Source organism: Rhizobium sp. BK312, assembly GCF_014193605.1.
In the GTDB taxonomy this organism is placed as follows: Bacteria; Pseudomonadota; Alphaproteobacteria; order Rhizobiales; family Rhizobiaceae; genus Rhizobium.
Genome location: NZ_JACHZP010000001.1, coordinates 662,154 through 678,912, shown reverse-complemented (window position 1 = coordinate 678,912; position 16,759 = coordinate 662,154). Strand labels below are relative to the sequence as shown.

Annotated in this window: 13 protein-coding genes; 9 read left to right on the top strand and 4 right to left on the bottom strand. The window is 58.6% G+C overall.

Annotated elements, in window-relative coordinates; genetic code table 11:
* The first annotated feature begins 562 nt into the window (after positions 1–562).
* Positions 563–1,528 carry a hypothetical protein gene (locus tag FHT85_RS03270; protein WP_112411586.1) on the top strand — a complete coding sequence of 322 codons (966 nt, stop codon included), beginning with the start codon at positions 563–565 and terminating at the stop codon, positions 1,526–1,528.
* Between the two features lie 14 nt (positions 1,529–1,542).
* On the opposite strand, the gene FHT85_RS03265 is transcribed toward FHT85_RS03270, so the two are convergent.
* Positions 1,543–2,058, bottom strand: coding sequence for a TIGR00645 family protein (locus FHT85_RS03265; RefSeq protein WP_015340669.1), 516 nt, complete (start codon positions 2,056–2,058; stop codon positions 1,543–1,545).
* 168 nt (positions 2,059–2,226) lie between these two features.
* Between FHT85_RS03265 and FHT85_RS03260 the strand changes: the two genes are divergently transcribed.
* Together FHT85_RS03260 and FHT85_RS03255 are read left to right on the top strand one after the other, a co-directional pair.
* A complete protein-coding gene (locus FHT85_RS03260) occupies positions 2,227–3,909 on the top strand; it encodes a formate--tetrahydrofolate ligase (protein WP_112411587.1) in 1,683 nt (560 codons plus the stop codon).
* 160 nt (positions 3,910–4,069) lie between these two features.
* Entirely contained in the window at positions 4,070–4,909 is an 840-nt protein-coding gene (locus FHT85_RS03255; RefSeq protein WP_112411588.1) for a methyltransferase domain-containing protein, read from the top strand.
* Positions 4,910–4,960: 51 nt separating this feature from the next.
* Here the strand turns inward: FHT85_RS03255 and FHT85_RS03250 are convergent, their stop codons facing one another.
* A complete protein-coding gene (locus FHT85_RS03250; protein WP_112411741.1) occupies positions 4,961–5,761 on the bottom strand; it encodes an extensin family protein in 801 nt (266 codons plus the stop codon).
* 319 nt (positions 5,762–6,080) lie between these two features.
* On the opposite strand from FHT85_RS03250, the gene FHT85_RS03245 reads away from it, so the two are divergent.
* Together FHT85_RS03245 and FHT85_RS03240 are read left to right on the top strand one after the other, a co-directional pair.
* On the top strand, positions 6,081–8,336 hold the full coding sequence (locus tag FHT85_RS03245; RefSeq protein WP_112411589.1) for a TonB-dependent hemoglobin/transferrin/lactoferrin family receptor: 2,256 nt from the start codon (positions 6,081–6,083) through the stop codon (positions 8,334–8,336).
* Between the two features lie 420 nt (positions 8,337–8,756).
* Positions 8,757–10,280, top strand: a complete 1,524-nt coding sequence (locus FHT85_RS03240; RefSeq protein ID WP_112411590.1) for an ABC-F family ATP-binding cassette domain-containing protein — start codon at positions 8,757–8,759, stop codon at positions 10,278–10,280.
* Between the two features lie 15 nt (positions 10,281–10,295).
* Here FHT85_RS03240 and FHT85_RS03235 read toward each other — a convergent pair whose 3' ends face one another.
* A complete protein-coding gene (locus FHT85_RS03235; protein ID WP_112411591.1) occupies positions 10,296–11,195 on the bottom strand; it encodes a LysR family transcriptional regulator in 900 nt (299 codons plus the stop codon).
* 123 nt (positions 11,196–11,318) lie between these two features.
* Here FHT85_RS03235 and FHT85_RS03230 point away from each other — a divergent pair, with 123 nt between their 5' ends.
* From FHT85_RS03230 to FHT85_RS03215, 4 genes are all read left to right on the top strand, one after another.
* Positions 11,319–11,684, top strand: a complete 366-nt coding sequence (locus FHT85_RS03230; protein ID WP_112411592.1) for an antibiotic biosynthesis monooxygenase — start codon at positions 11,319–11,321, stop codon at positions 11,682–11,684.
* Positions 11,685–11,949: 265 nt separating this feature from the next.
* Complete coding sequence (locus FHT85_RS03225; protein ID WP_112399112.1) at positions 11,950–14,139, top strand: anthranilate synthase; 2,190 nt, start codon at positions 11,950–11,952, stop codon at positions 14,137–14,139.
* Between the two features lie 127 nt (positions 14,140–14,266).
* Positions 14,267–14,977, top strand: coding sequence for a TIGR02117 family protein (locus FHT85_RS03220; protein WP_312861321.1), 711 nt, complete (start codon positions 14,267–14,269; stop codon positions 14,975–14,977).
* Between the two features lie 118 nt (positions 14,978–15,095).
* Positions 15,096–15,731: a VOC family protein gene (locus tag FHT85_RS03215; protein WP_112411593.1), complete on the top strand. Its 636-nt coding sequence runs from the start codon at positions 15,096–15,098 to the stop codon at positions 15,729–15,731.
* Between the two features lie 39 nt (positions 15,732–15,770).
* Here FHT85_RS03215 and bluB read toward each other — a convergent pair whose 3' ends face one another.
* A complete protein-coding gene (bluB, locus tag FHT85_RS03210; protein WP_246712036.1) occupies positions 15,771–16,511 on the bottom strand; it encodes a 5,6-dimethylbenzimidazole synthase in 741 nt (246 codons plus the stop codon).
* Positions 16,512–16,759: the final 248 nt, after the last annotated feature.

The following is a 16,759-nucleotide window of genomic DNA, read 5'->3' as shown; positions in this document are numbered from 1 at the left end:
AGTTAAGGTGTCCGCGGCGTGGTATCGATATCAAATACTCGATTTATGAGTGAATGCTAGACGCAAAAATACCACACGGCCAGAAATAATTTTCATTTTCATATATTTTAATATTTAAACATACAATTCTCCCAGGCTTCGCCCAAAATGGGCGATAAGCGCCCGCGACCACTCTTTTGTTGGCCGGATCTCGACACGATCATACATTTGCCGTCATCGCCAGGCCGATCGAAGGGGTCTGACGACGCTTCCCCACTATGTCAAAATTAAGCCTAAGACCGACGTTTTGAACTGGGTTCTGCACTTTGGGCGGCGCTTCAGGAATGCCTGTTTTGTACCGTTCGCAGTTTATCGCCCACGGCATAAGCTGGCATGAGATCTCACGCTTTTGAGTTCGCCGGCAGCCAATATTTGGAAACGTACTTCTTTGCACGCGGGACTTTCCGTGAAGGTGGCCGTGAGTTTTAATCAAATGATGCATCGCCGTGTTGGTGCGCCTTGCAGAGGCCCAAAGCGGTTGCTATCGGTCTTGCCAAAGTAATCGCTTGCAGGCGTATAGCTTATGAATTTTCGCTTCTTTCCGCAGCTTGGGGCGCGCTGTTATCAAACGCTGTTGTGGTTCGTCACCGGCGTTTCGCTTTTTCTGGTTTCGCCTGCGCTGGCTGAAGCTGCCGGCGCGGTCGGTGGCGCGCCGATGCAGTTTTTGCTCGTTCACGGTGAGATGGGCCAATGCCGAGCCGATAGCACTTGCCCGGACTGGATCTCCGCCGAAGGGCAGATCATGGCGGATACGCCGCGGAAGCTGCAGAAAATCCTGAAGCAGGTTGGCAACCGTAAACTGCCCGTCGTCGTCAGTTCGCCGGGGGGCGATGTCAAGGCAGCGATGGAGATGGCTCGCATCATTCGCAAGCAAAAGCTTTCGATCGCAGTCGGCCGCACCCGCTCGCGGGCGTGCCCCTATGCCGAGCCAATCTGCTCGGCTGCTTTTGCCAAGGACGGCTCGATCACAGGTCAGCCATTTTCCGACGGCGCAATCTGCTTTTCGGCCTGCCCGCTGTTTTTTGCAGGCGGCGTTCAGCGCGTTTCCAGCCCCTTCGCGCTGCTGGGCGTTCATCAGATCACCACCACCTACAGCGAGGTGCGCGTCCAGTACCGCACCGAATATGAGATGGTGGACGGCAGGCGCAAGATCATCTCCAAGAAGGAAATCGGCCGCAAATTCGTCGGTAAATACGATACGACGAAGCTCGACAAGGCGCAGAGGACGAGGCTGGTGAGCTTCCTCGACAAAATGGGTGTGGACCGGGGACTTGTCGATCTGATGCTTGGAACCGACCCGAACGGCATTCATCTGCTTTCGCAGATGGACGCGTTGAGGCTGAAGCTGACGACAGAGCTTGCCGATGCCGACGCTCTAGTCTCGGCGCGCAACTGCAAGGAAAATCAGTCGATTTCCGATTGTGTCGCGCCGGCACCGTCGACGACCGCCGCGCCGATGACCAGCGCATCGGCAATGGCCGGCAAGTAGCCGCTGACCCGGTCTCAGCTATCCTTGGCTTTTGCTTTCGCCATGATCTTTTCCAGGAAGCCCAACAATAGCGCCGAGACGACGAAGGCCAGGTGGATGATTGTGAACCACATCAGCTTGGCGTTGTCGTATTGAGTGGCGTTCAGGAAGATCTGTAGCAGGTGGATCGAGGAAATGGCGACGATCGAAGAGGCGACCTTGATCTTGAGGCTGCCTGAATCGAGCTTGCCGATGAAGGAAACCTCGCCTCCATTTTCGGCCTCGTCGAAGCGGCTGACGAAATTCTCGTAGCCCGAAATCATTACCATAACGATCAGACTTGCCACCAGGGCGGCGTCGATAAGGCCGAGAATGGCGAGGATCATGTCGGCTTCGTCATAGGCGAAGACGTTGATCGCCACCTTGTAGAACTTATAGGCGAACGAAACGGCGTAGACGGCGAGCGAAGCGGCAAGGCCGAGATAGAAGATCACCAGGAGCCAGCGACTGGAGAGGATGATGCGCTCGACCAGCAATTCCAGGGACTTCATATCTTTATCTTTCCTTCTCGGTTTGCATTGGACGCCGAAAATAGGCACGCCTGCGTCCTTAGACAAGGCGGTGCGTTTCGACGAACGGAGTGCTTTGCCACTATTCACACCCGATAGATATTGGTTTATCCCGACAGGGAAATGACCGTACGTTCGGGGGCGAGACTTATGGCGACGACCGTGGCATCCGATATCGAGATTGCGCGCGCAGCAAAGAAGCTGCCAATTATGGAAATCGGCGCAAAGCTCGGGATTCCGGCGGAAGATCTCGCACCTTACGGCTACGACAAGGCAAAGATCGGTGCCGGGTTCATCGCATCGCAGGCCGGCAAGAAAGATGGCAAGCTGATCCTCGTCACGGCGATCAATCCGACGCCGGCGGGCGAGGGCAAGACCACGACGACGGTCGGCCTCGGCGACGGCCTGAACCGCATCGGCAAGAAGGCGGTAGTCTGCGTGCGTGAGGCCTCGCTTGGTCCGTGTTTCGGCGTGAAGGGCGGGGCCGCCGGCGGCGGTTACGCGCAGGTCATCCCGATGGAGGACATCAACCTCCATTTCACCGGCGATTTCCACGCGATCACGTCGGCCCATAATCTGCTCGCCGCGCTGATCGACAATCACATCTACTGGGGCAACGAGCAGAATATCGACCTCAGGCGCATCACGTGGCGGCGCGCCATGGACATGAACGATCGGGCGCTGCGCGATATCGTATCGTCGCTTGGCGGTGTTGCGAACGGCTTTCCGCGCGAAGGCGGTTTCGACATCACCGTTGCCTCCGAGGTGATGGCGATCCTCTGTCTGGCATCCGACCTCAAGGATCTGGAAAAGCGGCTCGGCAACATTATCATCGGCTATCGCCGCGACCGCACGCCGGTTTATGCCCGCGATCTGAAGGCCGATGGCGCCATGGCCGTGCTCCTGAAGGACGCCATGCAGCCGAACCTCGTGCAGACGCTGGAGAACAATCCGGCGCTGGTGCATGGCGGACCCTTCGCCAATATCGCCCACGGCTGCAATTCGGTAATCGCGACACGTACCGCGCTGAAGCTTGCCGATTACGTCGTGACGGAAGCCGGCTTCGGTGCCGATCTGGGTGCGGAGAAATTCTTCGACATCAAATGCCGCAAGGCAGGGCTGTCGCCGGACGCCGCCGTCATCGTCGCGACCGTGCGGGCCTTGAAGATGAATGGCGGTGTGAAGAAGGACGATCTTGGCAAGGAGAATGTCGAGGCTTTGGTGAAGGGCTGCGCCAATCTCGGTCGGCATGTCGCCAATGTCCGCAAGTTCGGCGTTCCCGTCGTCGTCGCCATCAATCATTTCGTTTCGGACACGGAGGCCGAAATCGAGGCGCTGAAGAATTATGTCGCACGGCTCGGCGCCGAGGCGATCCTTTGCCGGCACTGGGCCGAAGGTTCGGCCGGCATTACCGAGCTCGCACATAAGGTGGTGGAGCTTGCCGAATCCGGGCAGGCGAAATTCCAGCCGCTCTATCCGGACAATCTGCCGCTCCTGGAGAAAATCGAGATCGTCGCCTCGAAGATCTATCATGCCGGCGAGGTGACCGCCGACAAGGCCGTGCGTGATCAACTCAGATCGTGGGAGGATCAAGGTTACGGCCATCTGCCGGTCTGCATGGCGAAAACACAATATTCCTTCTCGACCGATCCGAATGTCCGGGGAGCGCCCGAGGGCCATATCGTGCCTATTCGCGAGGTACGGCTTTCGGCCGGGGCCGGCTTTGTCGTCGTCATCACTGGCGAGATCATGACCATGCCCGGTCTGCCGAAATCGCCGGCGGCCGAGAGGATTTTCCTCAACGATCAAGGCTACATCGAAGGATTGTTTTAAGTTCAGAATCCGATTCAACTTGTCTGTCGGGAAGTGCCGGTTCGGCGGTTGCGCCCAGGACTGTTGTCATCCGATCCCGTTACGATATCTAACGTATTGACCTTGGCGGAGGCCGAAAGAAATCGGCACGGTTCAAGCATCGTCAAGACGGAGACGGATCGTGACTGCTGATAGCCGTGCAAGTTTGGATGAGATACGGGACTTCCATGCGAAGATGATGGCGGCTGCCAGCAATTCTTCGGATGAAAGGCTGGAGCAGGCCTTTCGCCTCGTTCGCCGTGAGGCCTTCATGGGGCCAGGGCCTTGGCGGATCGTGGTCAAGGGACGCCATCTCGAAACGCCAAGCAGTGATCCGGCTTTTCTCTATCAGAATGTTTTGGTCTCCCTGGACAAATCCAAGGGCATCAATAATGGCGAGCCGTTTCTCCATGCTGCTTTCTTAGGTGCCGTCGCGCCGCAGCCCGGTGAGACGGTTATCCAGATCGGCACGGGAACTGGATATTACACGGCCATTCTGTCGACGCTGGTGGCACCGGGCGGCCATGTTCACGCCGTCGAGATTGATGAGGCATTGGCCAGCCGCACTCGCGATAATCTTGCCTCGTTCGAGAACGCCTCCGTCATCTGCGCCGATGCGACCGAGCTGGAGCTTCCGCAAGCGGATCTGATCTACGTGAGTGCGGGGGTGGTGGCGCCGCCGATATCGTGGTTGCAGGCGCTGCGCCTCGGCGGCCGGATCATCGTGCCCTGGCAGGCGAATGATAAGGTCGGGCTTGCCGTCCTGATCATACGCGCAGAGCAGGGGTTCAGCGCCCGCGCCTTGATGCCGGCCTATTTCATTCCCTGCATCGGAGCTTCCGATCCCATGCAAACCACGAAAACGCCAAGTGGAGGCGAGGCTCGCTCCATCCAGTCGGTTTGGCTCACCCAGGATCGAGCGCCGGATGAAACGGCGGTTGCGATCTATAGAGACCTGTGGTTCTCGAATGCAGGTCTCTGAATATGACGGAATTTAAAGATCAACGCCCCGTCGATTCCCCGCGACGCATTTCTAGTGGCAATAGCGAAAGCCGCCATTCCTCTCGATGACGTCGAGATGGAAATGGCTTTCGTGCGCGGCATCGCTCTCCGGATCCAGAACGGTCGTGAAATAAAGGCAGGCCGAGGCGCTGGCTGCGCGCTGGAATGCGCCTGTGAGCGTCGGATCTTCGCGGCGCGGCTCGATCGCGATGGTCTTGCCGTTTTCGAAGGTAAAGCTCGCGACATCTATGGCGTTGCCGCGGGCATGCTCGGAGATCTTGCCGGTGGAAGCATTGTTGCGCAGCCGGCAGACATAGGTCGATGCTTGGTTAATCGTGACGATCTTGCCATAGTCCAATGCCGCGGCTGACGGAATGACACTTTCCTTCATCCATTGAGCCAAGGCGAGAGCGGCTTCGCAGCGCATTTGCCCCTCGGGCTTGAATTCTATGCCCGGCAGCGGGGAGCTAAGCGCGATCGGCTTGTCGATGCCGCAGCCGTTGCCATCATCGATGCGGGCGATCTCCTTGAAGGTTGCTCCGATGGCGGTCAGCGCCTTCAGGCAGGCCTGGTGTTCGTCATCCGGTTCGGAAGCGATGGTCAGGGGTGGACGGGGAGGGCCTTGCATCTGTTGGCCGCTTGTTTGCTCCTCCGGCTGTGAAGCCGGCTTTTCCTCCGGTTGAGCCGTCGGTTTGCCCGCCGGAATGACGGGGCTGTTTGGTGATGTTGCGGGTTTTTCTGTAGGGATCGGCGCTTTGCCATCCGGCTGAACTTGTTCCTGATCCGGTTTTTGCTCAGGTATCGGGCCGGTCTGAGGGAGAGACGTGGCCATGAGAAGGACGGCGGCGGAGACTAATAAGATAATTCTAAACAGCATCAAGTAATTCAGCCAATTCTAATGATGATGCCGATAGAACGCGCGAGGCTGTGATTTCGTTGCAATTCAGCAACGTTCATCTCTTGTCTTAAAAGGTGACAATTTTATTCATGATTATGCACTCCGAATATATTGACAATAATACTCATGTTTTTTATGCGGCAGAAAGAAGGCGGGATATTTCCGCCCGTTAACAAGATAACCTAGCCAGCCCCTTGCCTGCATTCGACGCAGCAACCAGCCAGCCCGGTGAAGCAATTCGAAAGGAATGGTTATGGTTGTCCGGCGATCCCGCTCGGTTCTATTGGCATGCACCGCGTTTCTCGCTCTCGGGCTGGCGACGACATCTCTTGCGCAGACCGCAGCCCCGAATGACGAGGCGACGGGCGAGGCGGCAAAGGGTGACCGCGTCACCAATCTGAAACCGATCGTCGTGAAGGGCAAAGGCAAGGCGAACAAGGACGTGCTTGCGGATTCCCCGACCGCCAGCGAGACGACGGCCAAGGAAATCGACGAGAACCAGATCACGCGTATCGAGGATCTCGGCCGCAGCACCGAGGTCGGCGTCGGCTTCAACCGCGCTACCGGCGGTGTTAATATTCGCGGCCTCGGTGATGACCGTGTGCTAACGACGGTCGACGGCATTCAAATTCCTTTCCTTCTCGATGCTTCACGCGGCAGCGCCAATGGCGCCAATAATGGTGGTAATGGCGGCGTCAACAGCTTTGATTTCAATGCGCTTTCGAGCGTCGATATCGTGCGCGGCGCCGATTCCAGTCGTGCCGGTTCGGGCGCTCTCGGCGGTGCCTTCGTGCTGCGTACGCTGGAGCCGGAAGATCTGATTGCGCCCGGTTCTACCTGGGGCGGTGTTTTCAAGTTCGGCTATAATGGCGACGACCGCAGCATCGGCGGTTCAGCCGCGATTGCCAAGCGCATCGACAATACCGCTGTTCTCTTCCAGGGCGGCTACACGCATGGTCATGAGCTGGAGAACAACGGCGATGTCGGCGGCTATTCGACCAAGCGCACCGAGGCTAATCCGGCTGACTACAATCAGAGAAGCGGCCTGTTCAAGATCCGTCAATATACCGACATCGGCACCTTCGGCATCGCGGCCGAGCACTATAACAAGGACAAAACCACCGATCTCATGACCCTGCAGAGCCCGACCGGAAACTTCCGGCCCGGCAACTATAACGGGACAGACAATGTTGAGCGCAATCGCGTGTCGCTCGATTACAAATATGAAGCCGAGAGTGCCGATTCGCTGCTCGATACCGCCAACGCCGTTTTCTACTGGCAGAATCTTCTGCGCGAAGGCGGTGTGGAAGGCTATCGCTATACATCCGTCATCGGCGACTATTGGCGCCGTAATGAAATGGAAGATCGCAGCATCGGCTTCGCCGGCAATGCATCGAAGTCTTTCGATACCGGCAGCCTGCATCACCAAGTCACTTTTGGTCTCGATGTTGCCTTCGACAAGGTTCACCAGTACTCGGCCGGCGAGGATAGCTGCGCACTTCCTCGCTGGCGTGCTTCCTGCGCCTTCCTGCACACCAACCAGTCCGATATGCCCGATGTCGATGGCAAGCGCGTCGGCGTCTTCATCGACGACAAGATCGAATTGGGCTCCAGCAATTTCTATTTGACGCCGGGTCTTCGCTTCGACTGGTACGATTACTCGCCGAAGAACACGGCTGCCTATCGCGACAGCGCCAACTATAATGGCTTGCCCTCCGGGCAATCCGACAGCCGCTTCTCGCCGAAGCTGCGCGCCTCCTATCAGCCTCAGGACAATGTCGAGCTCTATGCGCAATGGGCGATGGCCTTCCGTGCGCCCAGTGTCAGCGAACTCTACGTCAACTACGGCGTGCCCGGCGGTTATGTCACCTACGGCAACCCCGACCTGAAGCCCGAAACCAGCAACGGCATCGAAATCGGCACCAACCTTGGTGACGACGATTTCGGCGGCCATATCGGTGCGTTCTACAACAAGTACAAGAACTTCATCGACACGCTGAATTATCGCGATCCCACAGGCACCTATCCGCTTGGGATTACCGAATACTTCAATCGCGCCAACGTCCGCATGTTCGGTGTCGAGGTCAATGCGCACAAGAAGTTCGACAACGGCATCCACATAAAGGGCTCCGTCGCCTATGTGAACGGCAAGGACTCCGATACCGGACAATGGATCAATTCCGTCGCCCCGGCCAAGGCTGCCTTCACCGTCGGCTATGCGACCGAAGTCTGGGGAACGGATCTGACCTTCATCACCGCGGCTCGCGAGGCGAAGAAGACAGGCGACACGCTGCAGACCCCCGCCTACGGTATCTTCGACCTCACAGCATGGTGGGAACCGGAGCAGGTGAAGGGCCTCAGCATTCGCGGCGGCGTCTACAACATCTTCAACAAGACCTATTACGACGCGCTCAACGCGCCGTCCTATAGCGGCACGCTAACCCAGCCAGCATCCTACTATTCCGAGCCTGGCCGAACCTTCAAGCTGACGCTGACGCAACGGTTCTAAGCGGTTACATCAATGCAGCAACCTTGGGCGATGCTTCGGCATCGCCTCTTTTTTGCCCTCATGCGTAGCGTCCCGTGGTTTGTGCAATTGAAAATCGCAACGCTTGATGCTATTCGAGCCGCACAGTCTTAAACCCGTCGAGAGAAAAGAGAGGAGGACCATATGAGCAAGATAGTCTGGCATATTCGCCAGTTCGGTCCGACTCGTGCCCTGCAGATGCGTTTGCAGGGCTGATCAGAGGCTGTTTCTCACTCATTCCTCCTGGTCTGCCCCTTGGGCGACGTGAGCCGGCGTATTTGCGCGGCCGCGTCATGACATGTTTTCGAGTATTGGCCTGCTTGGGCCTTTGGCATCGATTTAGCGCGGCAAAAGGAGCCGCCGGCGATGCCTTGAGATGCTCGATCGAGACCGGAAAAGACCATGACTCTGATCAATCTCCGCAATCTGGGCGTCACCATGAGTGCGCCGCTGTTTTCCAATCTCAACTTCACCGTCGATGCCGGTGACCGCGTCGGCATCGTCGCCGCGAATGGACGCGGGAAGACCACGCTGCTCAACTGCATCACGGGCAGGCAGGAGCCGACCATGGGCGAGATCACCCGCGCGCGAGGCTTGCGCATCGGCTACGTCGAACAGAATGTGCCGGCGGATCTTATGGATGTCTCCTTTTATGACGCCGTTCTGCGCGCTTTGCCCAAGGAGCAGGTAGAGAGCGAGAGCTGGCGCGTCGACGTCACCCTTGATTCGCTCGATGTGCCAGAGGCGATGCGGGAGAGGACGTTGGCTCAGCTCAGCGGTGGCTGGCAGCGGCTTGCCATGCTTGCCCGCGTATGGGTGACGGAGCCCGACCTGCTGCTGCTCGACGAGCCGACCAACCATCTCGATCTCGCCAAGATCGCGCTGCTGGAGGATTGGCTGAATGCCCTGCCGCGCGACGTGCCCGTCCTCATCGCCAGCCACGACCGTGCCTTCCTCGATGCCGTCTGCAGCCGAACCCTGTTCCTGCGCCAGGACCAGTCGCAAACCTATGCGCTGCCATATAGCCGGGCGCGTGCGGCACTGGACGAGGTCGATGCTTCGGATGAACGCCGCTATCAGAAAGAGATGAAGACGGCACAGCAGCTGCGTAAGCAGGCGGCCAAGCTCTACAATCTCGGTGTCAACTCCGGCAGCGATCTCTTGACCGTCAAGACGAAGCAATTGAAAGCTCGGGCCGAGAAACTGGAGGACAGCGCGAGACCGGGCTACCGCGAGCGTTCCTCCGGCTCGATCAAGCTCGCCAATCGCGGCATTCAGGCCAAAGTGCTTCTGACGCTGGAGGATGCATCGGTGACGACGCCAGACGGTACGCTGCTGTTCAAGACCGGCCAGCAGTGGATTTGCCAGGGCGATCGCATCGTGCTGCTCGGCCCGAACGGCGCGGGCAAGACGCGGTTCGTCGAGATGATCCGCAGGGCGATTGCCGATCAGGCCGTCGGCGGTACGATCAAGCCGACGCCGTCGCTTGTGCTCGGCTACAGCGATCAGGCGCTCTCCAATCTCGGCCAGAAGGACACGCCGCTCGGCATGATCACGCGCCTATTCGAGCTCGGCGAACAGCGTGCCCGCACGTTGTTGGTCGGTGTCGGCATCGGTATCGATATGCAGGGAAAAGAGATCGGCCGTCTGTCCGGCGGGCAGAAGGCGCGGCTTGCCATGCTGGCGCTGCGGCTGACCAATCCCAACTTCTACCTGCTCGATGAGCCGACAAACCATCTGGATATCGATGGGCAGGAGGCGCTGGAGGGCGAGCTGACGGCAAATGAGGCAAGCTGCCTTCTCGTCTCGCACGACCGCAGCTTCGTGCGATCTATCGGCAATCGCTTCTGGCTGATCGACCGGAAGCGACTGGTCGAGGTGGATGGTCCCGAGGAGTTCTTCGAAGCCGCCAGAGCGCAAGAGTAGACGAGGGCAGAATCTTCAGGCGGCCAACTGACCCGAAAACAGATTGGCCGCCATGAAATCCACGAAGATCCGTATTTTCGGAGAGAGATAGCGGCTTGTGGGCCACAATATGCGGAAGATGCCTGTCTTCGCGATATTGTCTTCGAGCAGTGGCAGAAGCCGGCCGTCGGCGATTTGTGCGCTGACGGCAAAGGGCGGCAGGCATGTGATGCCAAATCCGTTTTCGGCAAGATGGATGAGCGGTTCGATGGTGCTGGCGATCGTCGTCGTCGGCAAGGTGAGCCGCAACTCCTCCCCATTGCGCACCAGAGGCCACGGCTCCAGCTTGCCCGTGCTGGGATAGCGATGATGCAGGCATTTGTGCTGCAGCAGGTCCTCAGGTGCAAGCGGGGTTCCTTCCGCTTTCAGATAGTTGGGTGCGGCGACGATTTGAAAGCGGAATGTGCCGAGCTTGCGGTTCATCAGCCTCGTGTCCCTGACGTCGCCGGTCCGGATGACCGCATCGAATCCCTCCTCGATCACATCGACCAGCCGGTCGGTAAAATCCAGATCCAGCGTGATATCGGGATAGGTGCGCATGAAAGCCGATATCGCCGGCATCAGCAGCATTCCGGCCAGGGGGAGGCTGACGCGAAGATGACCGCGAGGAGCCGCGTGCGATTTCGAAAGCTCTGTCTGAGCCATATCCAGCTCAGAGATAATGCGCCGGCAGGTGTTGAGAAAGAAGCTGCCTTCTTCGGTCAGGGTCATGCTCCGGGTCGAGCGGTGAAAGAGGCGGACCCCCATCTCTTGCTCAAGGCGGGCGATCGCCTTGCCCACGGCGGAACTGGAGAGGCCAAGCCGTCGCGCGCCTGCGACGAAGCTGCCACCTTCCGCCGTCTGCACAAAGATGCCGAGCGTTCCAAGCCTGTCCATCGCCACTCCGATTGCGGAATATAATTCCGGTCTTATGAGAATACCGGATCATTTATCCGCTATCTCAACCTCGATATCCAGTGTCGGCGCGGCAATGACGCCGCTTTTCCAGAAGGAACCGCAATGAATACGAATTCCGCACATTTCATCGCCCAGCCGCAGCCGACCACCTTCATCGTCAATGTCATCCACGTTCATCCCGGCAAGCAGGAAGAAGCCTTCCGGATGATCCAGGATGTCGTTCACTATGTCGCCGAGCGGAAAGAAGGATTCCTCTGGAGCAACCTTGCCAAGAGCACGGACGGTCTGACGGTTGTGAATATCGAAGCCATCAAAGGCGCCGGCAATGTCGACGAATTCTTCTCCGATCCGGTCTTTGTCGAGAAATTCCGCAGGCTCGACGAGGTTTCGACGAGCGAATTCCATACCTACACCGTTGGCGATCTGGTTTTGCCGAAGCTCCGCCATTCCGAAAGTGGTCGCGTCTAACGAACCTTGATCGATCGCGGGCGGAAGCTGCTATCCCATACCGGAAATTTCGTTCCATCTTCCGCTTGCGCATCGCGGCATCTCACGCTAACAATTCCTGCCATGAACATGTCCTTGAACAACATCGCAGTTTGGTGGTGGGCTCGCTGAGGCGGCCTCGACCAATCGTGTTCAAAGACGACGAGTGAGCCGCCCGAGATTTCGAGGCGGCTTTTTTGTTATATTGGCCGCCTGTCATCCGGGCCTGATAACGGAGTGAGGAACAATGGTAACGATCCTTCGGGATGACGGTGCGGAAATCTACGAGACGAAGGGCGGCATCACCGTCACCCGGCAGCGCCGGCCGACGCCCTATGCGGATGCCGTGTCGTCCTATATCGACAAGCTCGACGAGCGCCGCGGTGCGGTCTTCTCATCGAACTACGAATATCCCGGCCGCTATACACGCTGGGACACCGCCATCGTCGACCCGCCGCTCGGTCTTTCCTGCAACGGGCGCGATGTCTGGATCGAAGCCTACAACGAGCGCGGCGAGGTCATCCTCGGCTTCATCGCGGAGAAGCTGAAGACAGTTTCCGAAGTGGTGCTTGGCGCCTCGATGCCCCGCCGGCTCGATCTGACCGTAAAGACGCCGGATCGCGTCTTTACCGAGGAAGAGCGCTCGAAAATGCCGACGGTCTTCACCGTGCTGCGCGCCGTGACCGATCTCTTCTACTCGCAGGCGGATGCCAGCATCGGCTTCTACGGTGCCTTCGGCTATGATCTCGCCTTCCAGTTCGACGCGATCGATCTGAAGCTCAAGCGCCCGGACGACCAGCGCGACATGGTGCTTTACCTGCCGGACGAAATCCTGGTGGTGGACAACTATTCCGCCAAGGCCTGGATCGATCGCTACGATTTCGCCAAAGGCGACGTTTCGACGGAAGGCAAGTCGGGCGAGATCGCGCCCGAGCCGTTCCGGCACACCGATGCCATTCCGCCGAAGAGCGATCATCGCGCCGGCGAATATGCCGAGCTGGTGGTCAAGGCGAAGGAGAGCTTCCGCAAGGGCGATCTTTTCGAAGTCGTGCCCGGCCAGAAGTTCATGGAGCGCTGCGAGAGCAAGCCATCGGATATTTCCAAGCGCCTGAAGGCGATCAATCCGTCTCCCTATTCTTTCTTCATCAATCTCGGCAATCAGGAATATCTCGTCGGCGCTTCGCCTGAGATGTTCGTGCGCGTTTCCGGCCGCCGCATCGAGACTTGCCCGATTTCGGGCACGATCAAGCGCGGCGACGATCCGATCGCCGATAGCGAGCAGATCCTGAAGCTCTTGAACTCCAAGAAGGACGAATCCGAGCTGACCATGTGCTCCGACGTCGACCGCAACGACAAGAGCCGTGTCTGCGAGCCAGGCTCGGTCAAGGTCATCGGCCGCCGGCAGATCGAGATGTATTCGCGCCTCATCCACACGGTTGATCATATCGAGGGCCGCCTGCGCGACGACATGGACGCCTTTGACGGTTTCCTCAGCCACGCCTGGGCCGTCACCGTCACCGGCGCGCCGAAGCTTTGGGCGATGCGCTTCATCGAGAGCCATGAAAAGAGCCCGCGCGCATGGTATGGTGGCGCGATTGGCATGGTCGGTTTCAACGGCGACATGAACACCGGCCTGACGCTGCGCACCGTGCGCATCAAGGACGGCATTGCCGAAGTGCGGGCAGGCGCAACGCTGCTCAACGACTCGATCCCCGAGGAAGAAGAAGCCGAAACCGAATTGAAGGCCTCCGCCATGCTTTCCGCCATTCGTGACGCCAAGGCCGGCAATTCCGGCAAACAGCAACGGGACGTTGCTTCCGTCGGCAAGGGTGTGAAGATCCTGCTCGTCGACCATGAAGACAGCTTCGTCCACACGCTTGCCAATTACTTCCGCCAGACGGGCGCGACGGTTTCGACCGTGCGTACGCCGGTGCCGGAAGACGTCTTCGACCGGCTCGATCCGGATCTCGTCGTGCTGTCGCCGGGTCCCGGCAATCCGAAGGATTTCGATTGCAAGGCGACGATCAAGAAGGCGAGGGCGCGTAACCTGCCGATCTTCGGCGTCTGCTTGGGCTTGCAGGCGCTAGCCGAAGCTTATGGCGGCGAGCTGCGCCATCTGGCGATCCCGATGCATGGGAAGCCCTCGCGCATCCGCGTGCTGGAGCCCGGTCTGGTCTTCTCCGGTCTTGGCCGCGAAGTGACCGTTGGTCGTTATCACTCGATCTTTGCCGATCCGTCGAGCCTGCCGCGCGACTTTATGATCACGGCCGAGAGCGAAGACGGCACGATCATGGGCATCGAGCATGTGAAGGAGCCGATCGCAGCCGTCCAGTTCCACCCGGAATCGATCATGACGCTTGGCGGCGATGCCGGCATGCGGATGATCGAGAATGTCGTGGCGCATCTGGCGCGGCGGGCGAAGACGAAGGCCGCCTGAGGCCAGCGTTTGGAGCGCAGAATTTGCTAGCCCCATGCACTCGGAAAAAGTGCATGGGGCTATTTTTATGCCTTGAAAGAACCAACAAACCGCTGAAAGAATTCAGTATTGCAGGGGCTTTCAGTCGGTGATCTTAAGAATATTCAAGGGCGTTTTCTTCGCCGTTCTTGCCGTCGTGCTCCTTGTGGGTCTAGGCATCGTCGTGCCACGGCCGCTCTGGCATGACGGGCCGGCCGTCCGCACCGAACGCTTCCAGCAAATCCTGGTGCTCAGCAACCCCATCCATACGGACATTGCTATTCCCGTCGATAGCGATCTCCTCATTCGTTTTGCCTTCCTTCGAACGACCGGGCTCGATCTCGACAATCCCAACCTGCGCTATCTCATCTTCGGCTGGGGTGGCCGGAGCTTCTATACGGAGACGCGGACATGGGCCGATTTGAAGGCTGGTCCCGTGTTGAAGAGTTTCGCGCTGGACCGTTCCGTCATTCATGCGGAGCTGGGGGGCGATATCCCGCTGGATGCATCGGCTGTGACGGTCGTCGACATCGATGCCGAAGGGCTGGAGCGACTGAAGCAGTTCATCCTTACCAGCTTTGATCGCTCCGACAATGGCCCGATACCTCTGCCTGGCAGCAATTACGGGCCAAACGATGCGTTCTTCGAAGCGCAGGGTTATTTCAACGCGCTGATGGGATGCAATACTTGGACGGCTGCCGCACTGAGGCAGGCAGGATTGACCTCCGGCCTTTGGACATCCTTGCCCTGGATGCTGCGAATGTCTCTGAGGCTGCATAATGACGATAAACGCTTTGTAGCACGCCATGCCCTGCCTTGAGGCGGTTTGACTTGCTTCAGGTTGTATCCTAGTCTTTGCGTCGTTCCTGTGGGGCACATCGGCATCGGGCCGAAAGGGCTAGGCCTGCCCGCTGATATCATTCAGCAGGAGTCTGCTCATGCCAACCCTCGATACCTACCGCAAGCAAGCTAAGCTCTTGATGCGCTGGCACCGTGAGCGCGACTATTCCATTGGCGGAAGAGTCCGAATGCTCGATCGTTTCAAGGAGCTGACGGATCGCGAGATCCTGGCGATGAAGTTCCCCCTAACGCTAGCGCAGGAGATCGTTGCGGTCGAAGCGGGCCACAGGAGCTGGGCGGAATTGAAGTCCGTCGCAGCGGATGCGCCGAAGATGCCGGCCGCATTGGCAGAACCGCCGATTTTTAAGAGTGTGGTTCCGATCCTTTTCGTGCGGGATGTGACGGCCAGCGCAGTCTTCTTCAGGGAGAAGCTTGGCTTTGCGGAGGAATTTCTGCATGGGTTGCCGCCATTCTACGGTGCCGTGTCGCGTGATGGCATCTGGATTCACTTGCGGCTCGTCTATGAACCCTATTTTGCTGCTGCTGCAGCGAAAGAGGGTGCGCTGATTCTGGCGTCGATCGAGGTCTCGAATGTCCAGGGACTGTTCGAGGAGTTCAAGGCGAAGGACGTGGAGTTTGCGCAGCTACTCACCAAGCAGGCTTGGGGAGGCACCGATTTTCACGTCCGCGACCCGGATGGCAACGTGATCTCGTTTGTTGCGTTCAGGTCGTAACGCTTTGATCTATAGAGGGTTTCTGCAGGGTTGCCACCCTCACATATCCTCGCAGTCCTGCCAGCCTTCCTCGAAGACGAGCTTGTCGAGCGGCAGGCGGTCACGCCATCCTTTCACGGCGAGTTCCGGCATGTCGTAGAGCTCGTCGACATAGCCGACACAGAGCCATGCGACGATCTTCACATGCTCGGGTATGCCGAGGATCGCCTTGATGGCATCCTCATGAAAGATGCTGACCCAGCCGACGCCGACGCCCTCGGCTCTTGCTGCTAGCCAAAGATTCTGGACAGCGCAAACGGTCGAATAGACATCGGTATCCGGATTGTGCGTGCGACCGAGCACGACGGGACCGCCGCGCTTGGTGTCGCAGGTAATACAGATGCTGAGCGGCGCTTTGCGGATGCCTTCGAGCTTCAGCCGCTGATACTGCGCGCGGCGATCGCCCTCGAACATCGCGCAGGCTTCCTCATTGGCCTGATGGAAGGCCTGCCACACGCGTTCGCGCGTCTCTGGCTGACGAATGAGGATGAAGTTCCATGGCTGCATGAAGCCGACCGACGGTGCCGAATGGGCCGCCTCGAGCAAGCGCCGGACGAGATCATCGGGAAGGGGATCGGGTCGGAACTGGTCGCGCACGTCACGCCGGGTCTCGATGGCGCGATAGACGGCGCTGCGTTCCCCCTCCGAAAATGCCCCGGCTGTGACCAGATGGTCCGACACACCCGCGGGAGCGTCGGCGATGGACGGTGTATCATCGGCAGTCTTTTCAGGAGCGGGCATGTTCAACCATGATTTTCATTAGGCGGCGGCTATCGGCCGGTATCGCCGACCCTTGCACACCAGGCTGAAGCACAGCTTAGTGCTGGATGGCAAGCCAAACTACCAGGACGATTTTCCACAGGCGAGCGCATTATCGGCTTCCAATTGTCGTGGAACGGCGGTTTGGGAAACGTCTTCCTCATGTTCCGCGAATGTATTGCCCGGATGGCGCTTCCTTCAATCCGCACATCGGCAACGAATTGTCGTGT

Bases quoted from the DNA above. Each gene is read 5' to 3' on its own strand.
- FHT85_RS03270 (WP_112411586.1), top strand. From the start codon at position 563: ATGAATTTTCGCTTCTTTCCGCAGCTTGGGGCGCGCTGTTATCAAACG.
- FHT85_RS03265 (WP_015340669.1), bottom strand. From the start codon at position 2,058: ATGAAGTCCCTGGAATTGCTGGTCGAGCGCATCATCCTCTCCAGTCGC.
- FHT85_RS03260 (WP_112411587.1), top strand. From the start codon at position 2,227: ATGGCGACGACCGTGGCATCCGATATCGAGATTGCGCGCGCAGCAAAG.
- FHT85_RS03250 (WP_112411741.1), bottom strand. From the start codon at position 5,761: ATGGCCACGTCTCTCCCTCAGACCGGCCCGATACCTGAGCAAAAACCG.
- FHT85_RS03245 (WP_112411589.1), top strand. From the start codon at position 6,081: ATGGTTGTCCGGCGATCCCGCTCGGTTCTATTGGCATGCACCGCGTTT.
- FHT85_RS03240 (WP_112411590.1), top strand. From the start codon at position 8,757: ATGACTCTGATCAATCTCCGCAATCTGGGCGTCACCATGAGTGCGCCG.
- FHT85_RS03235 (WP_112411591.1), bottom strand. From the start codon at position 11,195: ATGGACAGGCTTGGAACGCTCGGCATCTTTGTGCAGACGGCGGAAGGT.
- FHT85_RS03230 (WP_112411592.1), top strand. From the start codon at position 11,319: ATGAATACGAATTCCGCACATTTCATCGCCCAGCCGCAGCCGACCACC.
- FHT85_RS03225 (WP_112399112.1), top strand. From the start codon at position 11,950: ATGGTAACGATCCTTCGGGATGACGGTGCGGAAATCTACGAGACGAAG.
- FHT85_RS03215 (WP_112411593.1), top strand. From the start codon at position 15,096: ATGCCAACCCTCGATACCTACCGCAAGCAAGCTAAGCTCTTGATGCGC.
- bluB (WP_246712036.1), bottom strand. From the start codon at position 16,511: ATGCCCGCTCCTGAAAAGACTGCCGATGATACACCGTCCATCGCCGAC.